Annotated in this window: 7 protein-coding genes and 2 pseudogenes; 4 read left to right on the top strand and 5 right to left on the bottom strand. The window is 52.0% G+C overall.

The window, feature by feature from the left end:
* Positions 1 to 432: pseudogene (tnpA, locus tag EP25_RS0114910) on the bottom strand (IS200/IS605 family transposase).
* Between the two features lie 176 nt (positions 433 to 608).
* Here tnpA (EP25_RS0114910) and EP25_RS0114905 point away from each other — a divergent pair.
* Complete coding sequence (locus tag EP25_RS0114905; RefSeq protein ID WP_235185912.1) at positions 609 to 1,931, top strand: OmpP1/FadL family transporter; 1,323 nt, start codon at positions 609 to 611, stop codon at positions 1,929 to 1,931.
* A gap of 334 nt (positions 1,932 to 2,265) precedes the next feature.
* On the opposite strand, the gene EP25_RS22050 is transcribed toward EP25_RS0114905, so the two are convergent.
* From EP25_RS22050 to EP25_RS0114880, 4 genes and pseudogenes are all read right to left on the bottom strand, one after another.
* Positions 2,266 to 4,374, bottom strand: a complete 2,109-nt coding sequence (locus EP25_RS22050) for an ATP-binding protein (RefSeq protein ID WP_152555657.1) — start codon at positions 4,372 to 4,374, stop codon at positions 2,266 to 2,268.
* A 59-nt stretch (positions 4,375 to 4,433) separates the two neighbouring features.
* Positions 4,434 to 4,865, bottom strand: a pseudogene (gene tnpA / locus EP25_RS0114890) (IS200/IS605 family transposase).
* A 56-nt stretch (positions 4,866 to 4,921) separates the two neighbouring features.
* Positions 4,922 to 8,071 (bottom strand): transporter substrate-binding domain-containing protein, encoded by a 3,150-nt coding sequence (locus tag EP25_RS0114885; RefSeq protein ID WP_051906732.1) that lies wholly within the window; start codon positions 8,069 to 8,071, stop codon positions 4,922 to 4,924.
* A gap of 25 nt (positions 8,072 to 8,096) precedes the next feature.
* A complete protein-coding gene (locus tag EP25_RS0114880; protein ID WP_031434628.1) occupies positions 8,097 to 9,152 on the bottom strand; it encodes an HD domain-containing phosphohydrolase in 1,056 nt (351 codons plus the stop codon).
* 229 nt (positions 9,153 to 9,381) lie between these two features.
* Here EP25_RS0114880 and EP25_RS0114875 point away from each other — a divergent pair, with 229 nt between their 5' ends.
* The 3 genes from EP25_RS0114875 to EP25_RS0114865 all read left to right on the top strand — a co-directional run bounded on the left by EP25_RS0114875 (position 9,382) and on the right by EP25_RS0114865 (position 14,417).
* The gene (locus tag EP25_RS0114875; protein WP_031434627.1) at positions 9,382 to 12,465 is read left to right on the top strand and encodes an efflux RND transporter permease subunit; all 3,084 of its coding nucleotides are present in this window, start codon (positions 9,382 to 9,384) and stop codon (positions 12,463 to 12,465) included.
* Positions 12,466 to 12,525: 60 nt separating this feature from the next.
* Positions 12,526 to 12,981, top strand: coding sequence for a phosphate-starvation-inducible protein PsiE (locus EP25_RS0114870; protein WP_031434626.1), 456 nt, complete (start codon positions 12,526 to 12,528; stop codon positions 12,979 to 12,981).
* A gap of 377 nt (positions 12,982 to 13,358) precedes the next feature.
* Positions 13,359 to 14,417: a GlxA family transcriptional regulator gene (locus EP25_RS0114865; protein ID WP_036300660.1), complete on the top strand. Its 1,059-nt coding sequence runs from the start codon at positions 13,359 to 13,361 to the stop codon at positions 14,415 to 14,417.
* Positions 14,418 to 14,444 lie beyond the last annotated feature (27 nt).

Below are 14,444 nucleotides of genomic sequence, written 5' to 3'. Positions count from 1 at the left end.
TTAGTCGGGCTCCATCTTGAAATTATCGTTTGGATTAGGTTCAAAGTGATGCTCCAAATATTGCTTTATCATCTCATCAGTCATTTGCCCCACTGTGGCGCAAAAATAACCGCGGGCTCAAAAATGTCGACCCCAATATCGCTTTTTCAAGTGCGGGAACTCTTCGAACAGATAGCTCGAAGTTCGTCCCTTGATTCGCCTCATGATTTCGCTTGGGGCCATAGTCGGCGGCGCACTCACCAAAATGTGCACATGATCTTTGCTCACGACACCTTTGATAATCCGTATCTCAAAGGCTTCGCATGTCTGCCGCACCAAGTCTCTCACTCGTTCGGCTATTTCATCCTTCAGCACTTTATAACGATACTTCGTAACCCAAACAAAATGATACTCAATTTGGTAAACCGTATGGCTGCCGTATCTATAGTCCATCGCCACCTCCTTGGGCAAATTATCGCAGCTAAAGCTGACCGGCTAAAGCCGGTGGTTTAAACCTTATGATGGATAATTAATCCACTCATCAATCCTGTTAATGGGCGACTGTTTAGCGAATTACTCCCTAAGAAATGAACAGATTTCTTTTGATCAAACCATTCACGGATTTCAGAATGACCAGAAACCTTGGCGCTTGTTTGATTTCGGCGTTTTGCATTTCTAACAGTCAGGCTGCCGGATTTGCGGTATTAGAACAAACGGTTAGGGGCCTCGGCGTCGCTTACGCAGGTGCGACGGCAGGAGGTGAGGATATTAGCACCATTTTTTATAATCCGGCGGGCCTTTCTGAATATACAGGCACCGAGATCATATCGGGGGGACACCTGGTATTATCAAACACTCGATTTGATGCCACCGGCTCATCGGATATACTCAATCGGCCGTTGGGAGCGAACGAATCCGTCACGTTAAACGAACAAACACTCATTCCCAATCTTTATTTTGCCACCGACTTGATGGGGCCCTTCCGTCTGGGTATGGGCGTAACGGTTCCGTTCGGGCTCGGGACTCGTTTTTCGGCCGATTGGCAGGGGCGATATGAAGCGATTGATTCCGAGTTGCAATCATTGGATATCAATCCCGTTATTTCATATAAAGTAAACGATAAATTTTCTTTAGGTTTTGGCGTCAGTGCGCAATATGTTGATGTCGAATTAAGTCGTGCGATCGATTTCGGTACGCTCTGTTTTGCCCAATTTGGGGCTGCGCCTTGCTCAGGATTATCTTTAGCGCCGCAGGGAGCCGATGGCAAAGTTGAATTAACCGGTAATGGGTGGAACTGGGGCTATAATGCCGGCCTGTTATTCAAACCGCTGGAGAATTTACGTATCGGATTAGCCTATCGGTCGGAGATCCACCACAAAATTTCCGGGAAAGCCGAGTTTCAAGTGCCCGCTAACGCCGAAATATTCAAAGCATCCGGCGCATTCAAAGACACCTCAATTACCGCCGAGTCATATGTGCCGGCAAATTTTTCATTCGGGATCAGTTTTCGAGCTAATCCTCGATTAACGCTGCTATTCGATCTGACCTGGACCGAATGGAAGCGGGTAAATAAATTGTCGGTTCAGTACGACAACCCTTCTCAGCCCCCAACTTCCCTGACTTTTGCGTTTAAAAATACTACTCGAGCCTCAGTTGGATGGATATACGATATCAATCAGACACTCTCGATCCGCTCAGGCTTTACCTTCGATGAGTCGCCGGTCAAGGATTCCCGCACCCGGACCTTTCAAGTCCCGGACAGCGACCGCTATTGGTTAGCAACCGGCCTTAACTATCATCCTTATTCCAACGTGACGTTTAATTTCTCCTATGCCCATATATTTCTTAACGATGCGGCGATTGATCGTGAAGATGTCTATGGGCATAGCATACAGGGACGTTTCGAATCACAGATTGACCTTTTCAGTGCGGAATTGCGCTTCAGTTTTTAATTGATCTCGCCACGCCCAATCAGACTGGCTACCAGCTCGATTTCATCCCTGTTGGCCAGGTCATTACACACTGATGGAAGTTGGTCGCCCTTTGGGAGTCAGCTAAACAACTGTCAGTCGAACCGTGAAATCAATCGCTGGAAAATTGTAAGGCCTGACGCCGACTGAATTTATAGGATGAGCCTCCTGCGTCGGCAGCATCCTATTGCGCATCTTATTGTTTTACCATTCAGGATCGATGTTCTAAAATCTTTTTTTGCCGCCCCTAAAAACATAATTTAATTCAAACCTACTCTTGAAACCGCCATAACAAACCCGAATCATTACAACCAAATCAAGGCATGGCGCTATCGTGAAACTCTTCCAATCGCTTCAATAACGGCGTAAAGCCATTCAGCGATTGCTTGATGGCCGAGATATCGAAACTATCGATCCGGCTATTTAAATTATGGGCATAATCCGCAAGTAACCCGAGCGGATATTGTTCGGCCAACGCCACCAACTGATCGGAAAATATTTGAATATCGGAAATATTGTTGTTTTTCGAGATGGCTCGGCATTGCGGCATCAACGCCTGTAATTGCCGCAAAATCTCGGGGAGATACGTCAACTCTTCCTCGCTCAGGGAAACTCCTGGCGGCGGCTGTTCGTTCGGTGACGGTTCGTCGTGGGGCAGGAATTTACTCAACTCCTTGAATAAATCGGCTTTCAACACCGGTTTTTTCAGATAACCATCGAAATGCTCGCTGCGGATACGCTCGAATTCATCGGTCATGACCGACGCGGTCAACGCGACGATCGGCACCTTGGAAAAAGACTTGATTTCCCGGGCCGCCCGATAACCGTCCATGACCGGCATGCGAATATCCATCAGAATCAAATCGAATACTTGTTGCCTGGCCAAATTTACGGCTTCCAAACCGTTCTTCGCTTCGACCGCCTCCAGTTCGGTCTCGGCAAAACCGGCCAACAATAAGCTACGGTTATCCTCGACATCGTCTACCACCAGAATGGTGGCGGGATGAAACCGCACTTGCCCGTCCCTTGCCGGAGCACCGCTTTCTTGCGCGAAGCTCAGCGAGGAGATGGCGACATCGCTCAGCTTGATGGTGAATACCGAACCCTTTCCGGGCTGGCTTCGCAGGCTGATCCGTCCGCCCATCATATCGACCAGGCGTTTGCTAATGGACAAGCCCAATCCGGTGCCGCCGTATTTCTTGATATCCTGGCCGCAGGATTGCTCGAACTCCTGAAAAATGATCTGCTCCTGGTCTGCCGAAATACCGATACCGCTGTCTTCGACATCGATCAGCAAATCCAGTTTGCTGTGAATGTCGTCTTCGTTATCGGTGCGGGCCTTGACGCGGATATAACCCTGCTCGGTAAATTTGACGGCATTCCCGATCAGGTTGAACAACACCTGGCGCAATCGGGCCGAATCCAACAGCAGGTTAGACGGAATCACCGGATCGATATCGAGAATGAAGTCGATATTTTTCTCCCGCATCTTCATCAGGAAAATATCGCCCAGCTCGCTGAACAATTCATGGGGATTGCAGGGCGTCTTGACAATCTGCAATTTGCCGGCCTCGATCTTGGATAAATCCAAGATATCGTTGATCAAGGCCAACAAGCTATTGCCGGCCGAGCGTATCGTTTTGACGAAGGATTTCAGTCTCGGTTCTACGAGCTGTTCGTCCAACAGCTCGGTGAAACCGATAATGGCATTCATCGGCGTGCGAATCTCGTGGCTCATATTGGCCAGAAACTCCGACTTGGCACGGCTCGCCTGCTCGGCCTGAAGCTTGGCCTGCTCCAATTCGCGTTCGGTCCGCTTGATCTTGCTGATGTCCCAATTGATACCGACGAATTGACATGCCTGCTTGCCGTGCTCGACCACACTGATCCCGGAATAAATGGTCCGGCTATCGCCGTCGGGATGAGAAATGCGAAATTCGATATGCCGTTGCCCCCCTTGTTTCAGCAAATCGTTGAAACAATGCCGCATGCCAGCGCGATCATCGGGATGCAGCGTTTCCAACCACCGCTTCCAGGAGACGGTAGCGGTTTTCTCCAAACCGTAAATCTCGTGCATTTTATCGTCGAAAATAAACTCCGCCTCATCTCGCAACCCTTGATTGCAATTAAATTCCCATACCCCCAGGGCCACCGCATCGGCCGCCAACCTGAAACGGCGGTTCAACGCGGCCAACGCCTGTTCGCTGCGCTTGCGTTGCAGGACTTCGTCGGCAAGCCGCCTGTTCCAATACCAAAACACGAACAAAACCAGCAATAAAACGGACGCGACCTGGGCCAGCAACGTGTAATCGGTCCGGGCGGCGAACTTCGCCTTGCCCCAATTCTGCAGGATTTGTTGTTTCCGGTTCTGGTCGATAGCCGCCAGGGCCTTGTTCAACAGCGGACTAAACAACCACCCGCTCAAGCGGGTGGGTTCCAATAACGGACTGAAAGTCCGGATACGCGTCGACTAAACGACGCGTCTTAGTCGGGCTCCATCTTGAAATTATCGTTTGGATTAGGTTCAAAGTGATGCTCCAAATATTGCTTTATCATCTCATCAGTCATTTGCCCCACTGTGGCGCAAAAATAACCGCGGGCTCAAAAATGTCGACCCCAATATCGCTTTTTCAAGTGCGGGAACTCTTCGAACAGATAGCTCGAAGTTCGTCCCTTGATTCGCCTCATGATTTCGCTTGGGGCCATAGTCGGCGGCGCACTCACCAAAATGTGCACATGATCTTTGCTCACGACACCTTTGATAATCCGTATCTCAAAGGCTTCGCATGTCTGCCGCACCAAGTCTCTCACTCGTTCGGCTATTTCATCCTTCAGCACTTTATAACGATACTTCGTAACCCAAACAAAATGATACTCAATTTGGTAAACCGTATGGCTGCCGTATCTATAGTCCATCGCCACCTCCTTGGGCAAATTATCGCAGCTAAAGCTGACCGGCTAAAGCCGGTGGTTTAAACCTTATGATGGATAATTAACGGGGCGAATTCCTGGCGCACCCCAAAAGCCAACTGCGTGGTGAACTCGGTTTTGCCGACGATACGCACATTGTTGATGCCCAATTCGGCGATCTGATAGCTGGCCTGGGCCAGCGTGCAGAGCAAGGCATCGACCTTGCCGGTGGATACCGCGGTTACCCCCTCCTGTATGGTCGCCACCTCGGCAAATTCGATGTCGGGATAATTCTCCTTGATTCTCGACACATACCCGTAATCCTTGATCACCGCCAGCTTGCGTTGCTTGATTTGCTCGATGCCGTCGACATAATCCTCGGCCTCGTCCATGACGATGACCACGGGGCTCGACAGATAAGGCCGGGTGAATTGCAATTCCGCCTTCAAATCCGAATCCGCCGTTTCCGACAAGACGTCGACCTGGCCCGTCCTGGCCTTGCCGATCGACTCGCTCCAGGTGGCCGTCGGTATGATTTCGAACTCGATCGGCAACATTTGTTCGATAAGCCGTAAATGATCGGCAACGATACCGATATAGCGCCCCCTGCTATCGAACGCTTCATAAGGCAGCCAGTTGGGGTTGCCGCTGAACCGAACCTTCGGATGCTCGCTCAACCACTGCCTTTGCGCAGGCGTCAAACCGATTCGCTTGATAGTTTCCAATGGTTCGCCGCCGAACCATTTGTCCTGAATCTCTTTTTTGTCTTGTTCCGCAATCGCCGCCAACGCCTTATCCAAAATACCGACCAACTCGGGCTTGTCGTGCGGCACCGCCATATACAGCTTCCTCGCCTCGCCCGGCGGCAACACCTTGAACGGACGGATCGTCGTGATGCTATTTTTTTTCAATACATGACTGATGACCGAATGGGATTCGATCAAAATATCCGCCTTTTTTTCGATGACGCTTTCCACCGCCGCCAGCAAGCTATCGACCAGAAAAATTTTCCATTCCGGAAATTGTTTCTTGACGGTATCGAGATGGAGATAACCCCTAGGAATGGCGACGGTTTTACCGTTCAAATCCGCCAAAGTCGAAGCCTCGATATCGTCGCGGATGAAGACATAATCCAGCATCAATTGATAGGGCCGGGTAAAGGTCAAATAGCGGCCACGCGCCTCGGAATAATAAACGACCGGCAACAAATCCAGCGTTCCTCGCTTGGCGCTTTCCAGCAAATTCGGCCACTCATCGACCACCGCCTGGAATTGCAAACCGGTGCTGCGGGCGATCAAGTCCAGGAAATCCCGCGCCACGCCATCGTGTTCACCGTGCTCATTGACGAAATCGTAAGGCGTCCAGTCTTTCTCCGCGCCATAACGGACCACCGGATTGCGTTCGAGCCAGGCTCGTTCCTGCGCGGTCAATGTCAGAGTGTGGCGGTCGGCTTCAGGCATTTTACCTAGCCAACGTTCGTAAATAGTCCGCTTTTCCTGCTCGGTAATGGCGTCCAACCCTTTTTGCACGATCGACGCCAATTCCGGCGCGCCCTTGCGCGTCACTATATGAATGTTTTTTTTGCCCAATTCTCGGGTGGAACGAAACGGCACGATCGTATTGATGCCTTCTTTCTTAAAGGTATAGGTCAACGAGGCATAGGTGTCATACAGCAGGTCGGCCCGGTTTTCCAGTACCGCATCGATGGCGCCGCTGAAACTGTCGACCGTTACGATCTTTATTTGCGGAAAATGCTTTTCGATCAGCTCGGCGTGGGCATAGTTTTTCGGTATCGCAACCCGTTTGCCGTTCAAATCCCGCAACGTTTTCACGGCGAGATCGTCGCGCACGAAAAAATAATCCAACATTTCGAAATAGGGCTTGGAAAAATGAAGATAACGCGCGCGTTCGTCGGTGTAATACACCGCTCCTAACAAATCGATTTTCTGCTCGCGGATTTTCTGCAGGTTCCGGCTCCATTGATCGATCGTCACCTTGAGCTTCAGGCCGGTCTTTTGAGCGATCAATTGCAGATAGTCGTTGGCGATCCCGCTGTAGCGGCCGTTGTCGTCGACGAAATTGAACGGCATCCAATCGGGACTGCCGCCGACAACGACCTGCGGATGCTGCCTGAGCCAGGCCTTCTCCGCCGCACTGAGCGCCACCACCGCCTGTTGTTTCGCTTCGGCCATGCGGTAAAAAAAACTCTCCTCGATGCGGCTGGACTTGACGAATCCCAAGCGCCGATAATCTTCGGCGGCCTGCCGGTATCGCTTGGGATCGACCGAGCCGACTTCGATCAAATCAGGGATAATCATTTGCCGAGTCGTACGCGCTTCATATTGCAAATAAGCCTCGGACAAATGGGGTGCGTATTTGCTGCGAATCAAGCGAATCATTTCATCCGGGTGGGCCAAAGCGTAATGCCAACCTTTGACGGTCGCCCGGCTCATTTTCTCGACGCGTTGAGGGTGTTGTTCGAGTTCTTTTTTCGAAGTGAACAAATTATCGCCGTAAAAATCGATGCCGTAATTCTGTGGATTGATGATATTGACGTCGATCCCCCGTTCTTTCAACCGAAACGGTTGCGAAGTCGAATAGGCGGAGACGACATCGGTTTTGCCGTCGATGAAATTTCGGTAAGGGTACCTGCCGAACGGCACTTGCCGGATTTTGGACAAATCGCCCAAGGTATTCAGCAGCAACGCATTCAGCGAGGCATCGCCCTGATTGTTGGAATTGAACGCGACCCTTTTGCCGACCATTTCGTAGGGACTGACGATGCCGGAATCGCGGCGGGACAGAAACACCAACGGCGAATGCTGGAAAAATTGGTTGACTAGGACCACCGGCCGCCCTTGTAGGTGATAGACCAACAAGGCGCTGTCGGAAATGCCATAATCGGCTTTGTCGGCCAATACCCGCTCGACCAAATCCCCGGAAAAATCCATTTCCTTCAGCGTCACATCGAGCCCGGCATCACGGTAATAGCCTTGCTCCAATGCGGCATAATAGCCGGCAAACTGGAAACCGTGCGTCCATTTCAATTGAATGCTGACCGCTTCGGGAGCCGCTTGTAACCCGAAGTTCCAAAAGAAAAGCGATAAGACGAGCAACCAACGTACAACCGGCAGCAGCACGCTGCCGAATAATAACGCCAAATAGAGAGGGCGAATTGTTGTGATCGAGACTTTCGTCTGAGGAATCGGCATGAGCAAATGAACGATGTCGAAAAACTTAAGTCATCCGCACTATCTGTTCGAATTCGTCGATATGCTCCAGAAAAATGGCCACCAGCTCCGGGTCGAAATGCTTGCCATTCTGATCCTGAATGTAGACGATGACTTCATCCATATCCCAGGCGGTCTTGTAACAACGGGAATGCGTCAAGGCATCGAAGACATCCGCCAGCGCAACGATGCGACCGTACATATGAATTTCCGCGCCTTGCAATTGGCGCGGATAACCGCTGCCGTCCCACTTTTCATGGTGCTCGTGGGCGATGATTGCCGCGGCCTTGATCAAGCGCCGGTCGGAACAGCACAAAAGTTCGTGGGCGTTGCTGGTATGTTTCTTCATGGCTTCGAACTCTTCGGCCGTATAACGTCCCGGCTTATGCAAAATTTCGTGAGGCACGGTCATCTTGCCGATATCGTGCATCGGCGAGGCATGAAACAGCACTTCGGCGTCATCCTCGGTCAAGGCCGGGTGATAACGCGCCAACAACGCCGATATCTCCGCCACTCGCCGAATATGCTTGCCGGTCTCGTCGGAGGTCGATTCCATCAACTCGGTCAGCATGAAAATCATTTCCTTCTGATTTTCCTCCAACTCGGTCAATAAGCGCTTATGTTCGTATTCGATTTTGGTTTCCAGCGCGATATTGTGGCGTTGCAGCAATCGCCTGGCGCGGTACAACTGGATATGGTTTCTGGTCCTAGCCAATAACTCATCGGCATGAAACGGTTTGGTGATGTAATCCACCGCCCCCAGGGAAAAGCCTTTACTAATGGAATCGACATCGACTTTGGCCGTCAAAAAAATAACCGGAATTTCGCTAGTCAATGGGTTTTCTTTCAGACGTTTGCACACCTCGAAGCCATCTATTGCCGGCATCATGACATCGAGCAATATCAAATCGAATTTCTCCGCGCCTTGCTCCACCAATTCGACCGCTTCGCTTCCTTGCGTGGCGAAGGAAAAATCGTAACTGTCCTCCTTGAGTATGTTCATGGCGACTTGAATATTATCGGCGATATCGTCGACGATCAGGATATGCGTATTACAATGCATGATTCGGTCCGTAACTACTTGTTCCGGTTAAGCATAGTCGCAATACCCACTGATGTCCATGACTAGACTAATAGCGCACGAGGCCCATTTCTCTAACGTGTTAAGTTTAGCGCTCGACTACCATATCACAGGAAAGGTCCCTTGCTATTCTCCCCCTCGATTTCCATTTCCAGGTTAAACTAACCGACCGTTATCACAACTTTTCAATACCACGTTTTATCCTCGAATCATGCTCTCGACCCTGGTCCGCTTCTCCATTCGCTATTCCGGCATCGTCATAGCCCTAGCCTTATTGATACTGGCTTACGGCTTCTACCGCTTTTCCACCGCCGGCCTCGATATTTTTCCCGAGTTTTCGCCGAAGCAAGTCGTTATTCAAACCGAAGCGCCCGGTTTTTCCGCGGAACAGGTCGAAATCCTGGTCACGCAGCCGATAGAAACCGCGATCGGCGGTTTGATCGGCCTGCAGTCGGTGCGCTCCGAATCGATCCAGGGCTTGTCGATCATCACCGCGACGTTCGCGGAAGATAGCGACACCTATCGTAACCGCCAACAAGTCAGCGAACGCCTGACCGCCTTGAGCGGCCAACTTCCTCCCGGCATCATACCCGTGCCGGTGCCGCTGTCATCGTCCTCGGCCACGGTACTGACCATCGGCCTCAATTCAGACAGTAAAAGCCTGATGGAATTGCGCGATCTGGTCGACTGGACCATCGTGCCGCGCCTGTTGTCGGTGCCCGGCGTGGCCGATGTCAATATTTTCGGCGGCGAGATCCGTCAATTGCAGATTCAGATCGACCCCGAACGGTTACGCCGCTTCCAATTGGCTATCGACGATATCGTCATGGCCGCCGGACAGGCAGGCGCCATCAGCGGCGGCGGTTTCATCGAAAACAACAACCAACGCTTCACGCTGCAATTGGCCGGCCAACCGACGACCCCCGAGCAATTTGCCCAGATCGTCGTCAAACGTCTGTATGGCAAATCCATTACCCTGGGCGATGTCTGCCATATCGGCTACGCTCCCGCCCCGCCCATCGGCGCGGCGCAGATCATGGGCCGACCGGGTATCGTCATGATGGTGATCGGCCAGTACGGCGCCAACACGCTGTCGGTGTCGCGCCAGGTGGAAGCAGCGCTGGAAGAATTCGACACCCTGTTCCAGAAGCAGGATATTCGCTTTTATTCCCACCTGTTTCGACCGGCCGATTACATCGAACGCTCGGTCGCCAACCTGAGCGGCCATTTATTGATCGGCGGTTTATTCGTGTTACTGGTCTTGTACCTGTTCCTGTTCAATTTCCGCACCGCCTTCATCTCGGCGCTGGCCATTCCGCTATCGTTGATCAGTGCCGTCATCGTGCTGCTGGAAACCGGAGTGAACCTTAACATCATGGTGCTGGGCGGCCTGGCGATCGCGCTCGGGGAAGTGGTCGACGACGCCATTATCGACACCGAAAACATCTTCCGCCGCCTGCGGGAAAACCGTACGCGCCCCAATCCCCAAAGTATCGTGACGGTGGTTTACGAGGCGTCCATGGAAGTTAGAAGTTCGGTCGTTTACGCCAGCTTCATCGTCGCCCTCGTATTCGTACCGCTGTTGACGCTGCCCGGCGTTGCCGGACGACTGTTTTCGCCGCTGGGCTTTTCCTACATTCTGGCGATATTGATGTCGCTGCTGGTGGCCCTGACGCTGACTCCGGCGCTGTGTTATCTGCTGCTCGGCAACAGACGCATCGAGGAAAACGACCCGCCCGCTATCCGGGTCATCAAACCCTTTTATCAACGCTTGTTGCATGGCGTCAGCCGCCATTTCCGCCTGGTGGCGCTGGCCAGCGCCGCGATTTGCGCAGTCGGCTTACTAAGTTTTCTGCGCCTGGAACATAAGTTTCTGCCGGAACTTCGCGAAGGCCACTACATCGTCCACACCACCAGCCTGCCCGGTACCTCGTTATCGGAATCGATCCGCGTCGGCACGCAATTGACCCGACAATTCCTCGACATTCCCGGCGTCGAATCGGTATCGCAATGGGCCGGGCGCGCCCAACGCGGCGCCGACACCTACGGCAGCCATTACAGCGAATACGAAGTGCACCTACAGCCGATGTCCGGTACCGAGCAACAACAGATACTCGACCGCTTGCGCGCCATATTGGCAGATTTTCCCGGCATACTGTTCGAAGCCAATACCTTTCTAACCGAGCGCGTCGACGAAACCATCTCCGGCTATACCTCGCCGGTGGTAGTCAACATTTACGGCCATGACCTGAACCAATTGGATCGACTCGCGCAACAGGTCGCCCAAATCATGCGCGGCATCGAGGGCGCCAGCGACGTGCAATTGCGCTCGCCGCCCGGCACGCCGTTGCTGCAAATCGAGTTGAATCTGGAACGTCTGCGTTTTTACGGTCTCGAGCCCGCGCAAGTAATGGGCGTATTGCAAGCCGCCTATGAAGGTCGCGTGGTCGGCAAAAACCTAGTCGGCAACCGCATCTACGATGTCGCCGTGGCGCTGACGCCGGAACTACGCCGAGATCCCGACTCGTTGCGCCAACTACCGCTAAAAAACATGGAAGGGCAATTGCTGACCCTGGACCGGGTCGCGGACATCCGCCATGGCGAAAGCCGTTACAACATCCTGCACCAGAATGCCCAGCGCAAACAAACCGTCACCGCCGATATTATCGACCGCGACATGGAAGCATTCATGCGCGAACTGAAAACGCGGGTGTTTAACGACATTCAATTCCCCAGCGGCAGCTACCCGGAATTTACCGGCGCGGCCATGGAACAGGCCCAGGCCCGCCGCGACCTGATTTTGCATTCGTTGCTGGCCGGCTGCGGCGCGTTGATCTTCATCTATATCGCCATCGGCAGCATACGGCACATGCTGCTGACGCTGGTCAACCTGCCGTTTTCGTTGATCGGCGGCGTCGCCGCCGTGCTTTTCACCGGCGCGACGTTGTCGGTCGGCTCCATCGTCGGCTTCGTCACCCTGTTCGGCATCACCGTGCGCAACAGTATCATGTTGATTTCGCATTACCGCCATTTGGTGGAAATCGACGGCAAGCCCTGGAATCTCGACACCGTCATTCAGGGCGCGCAAGAACGTTTGCCTTCCATTTTGATGACGGCCTTGGTCACCGCGTTGGCGATGTTCCCTATCGCCTTCAATAGCGACAACCCGGGACGCGAAATCATGGGGCCGATGGCCGCCATTATCATCGGCGGACTGGCCTCGTCCACCCTGTTGAATCTACTATTGTTACCGGCTATTTTGCTGCGTTACGGCAAATTCAGCGCCAGCAAATAGTTTACTTTTTAATCATATACTGATATTTATAAACAACCACCTTATGCCATCGATAATGCCATGACGAACAATATCCCTTCCATTCGAAAAATCGGCGAAATCCTGGTCGACAGTTTCCATTACCTTGCCCTATTCGGCATCGGCGCGACTATCGTCTGGTCGGCCGTTTATGCTTATCTGGATATGATGCGCGCCGGCCACGCCACGCTGGAAGACATTCTGCTGCTGTTCATCTACCTGGAATTGGGGGCGATGGTCGGCACCTATTTCAAGACCCACCGCCTGCCGGTGCAGTTTCTGATCTACATAGCCATCACCGCCCTGTCGCGCCATTTGGTGATCGATGTGCAAAAGGTTTCGGACGACTTCCACGTTTACCTGCTGCTCGGCATTACGTTTTCGATCGCGATACTGAGCGGCGCAGTCTGGATGCTGTCGTATACCGGTAAGAATTACGGCTGTCCGGAAGATGTACAGACAAAAAATAACCAACAGGAATCGTGCGAGGAAAAATAGAGAGGCGCCAGCTCACGTCGTTTTATTGCCGGTCGATTAACGGGTTTTGTAACGATAACCCGATTATTGATCATTTCCTAGCGGCTTTCCGCGCTCAGGCTGCCCCACCTCATACTCGTCACAAGGTGAATTTCCTTCTTCCTTGTGACTGAGCTGGAACTAGCGGACATGTTTCGGCGAAGCATCAATACCCTCGCCTTCAACACCAATAGGCTATCGTACCAACTTGGCCGAAAACGAGGGATTTTTGTCCTTGTACTTCTTCCTGGATAAGAGCAAGATCAATCATCAGATTTCCTAATTATTTTCCGATGTTATTCGGTTAATCATCGTTATCTGACTGAAAGCCATATCCGCCAGCCGCATAAGGAGGACGTATGACTCAATTTACTTTTGTCCCCTCTAGGCCTCTACCAAAGGAACGACCGGCAAGAAAGATTGCCATGGTGGTTTACTCCTTAGCCGAGGTACTGGATATAACCGGCCCATACGAAGTCTTTTCCTTTGCCAGTATGATTATGCAAAGAAGCGGTGTGACCGATCATCCGGCCTATCAAATCGAAATATTCGCAGACCGGCCAGGGCCGATAAGAACATTGTCGGGACTCGAAATTATTGCGAATCGCTCATATCATGACCTAGTCGATGATATCGACACGCTCTTCATTCCAGGTGGAGACGTCACCGCCGAATCGGCTTCTGGCGATTGTGAATCGGTCTTGACCAATTTGACGCTGTTGGATTGGATTAAAGCCATGGCTCCCAAGGTTAGGCGGCTCGCTTCAGTCTGTAGCGGTGCTTTTCTCCTGGCGCACTGCGGTTTGCTCGACAACCGCCGCGCCACCACCCATTGGGACTTCAGCGAAGCTTTACAAAAAAACTACCCGGCCATAAAAGTCGATCCGGATAAAATCTTTATCCGAGACGGCAATATTTACTCCTCCGGCGGCATCACTTCGGGCATCGATCTCGCCCTCTCCATGCTGGAAGAGGATTGGGGCCGAGAAGTCGCGCTTTATATTGCCCGCTATTTAGTCGTTTTTCTTAAACGTCCCGGCGGTCAATCGCAATTCAGTACTTATTTGACCTGCGAATCCTCGAATCGCCCCGATATTCGAGAATTACAGGCCTGGATTATCGACAATCCTGCAGAAAATCATCATGTCGACTTACTCGCCGAACGCATGGCTATGAGTCCACGAAATTTTTCCCGAACTTTTTTACTAGAAACCGGCATGACGCCCGGAAAATTTGTCGAAAGAGTCCGTATCGATGCCGCACGCCATTATCTGGAACAAAACAACCTGTCTATAGAAACCGTTGCTGACAAGGCCGGTTTTATGGACGCCGAAAAAATGCGTCGAACGTTCATTCGCCATCTCGGCGTCAATCCGAAACATTATCGCGAACGTTTCAGCAGCCAAAACGTTTTTTAAATTATCTACCACTCTGCATGGGGAGGT

Origin of the sequence: Methylomarinum vadi, assembly GCF_000733935.1 — a bacterium.
Taxonomy (GTDB): Bacteria; Pseudomonadota; Gammaproteobacteria; order Methylococcales; family Methylomonadaceae; genus Methylomarinum; species Methylomarinum vadi.
The sequence above is the reverse complement of the archived record's forward strand: the minus strand, read 5'-3'. Positions and strand labels throughout refer to the sequence as shown.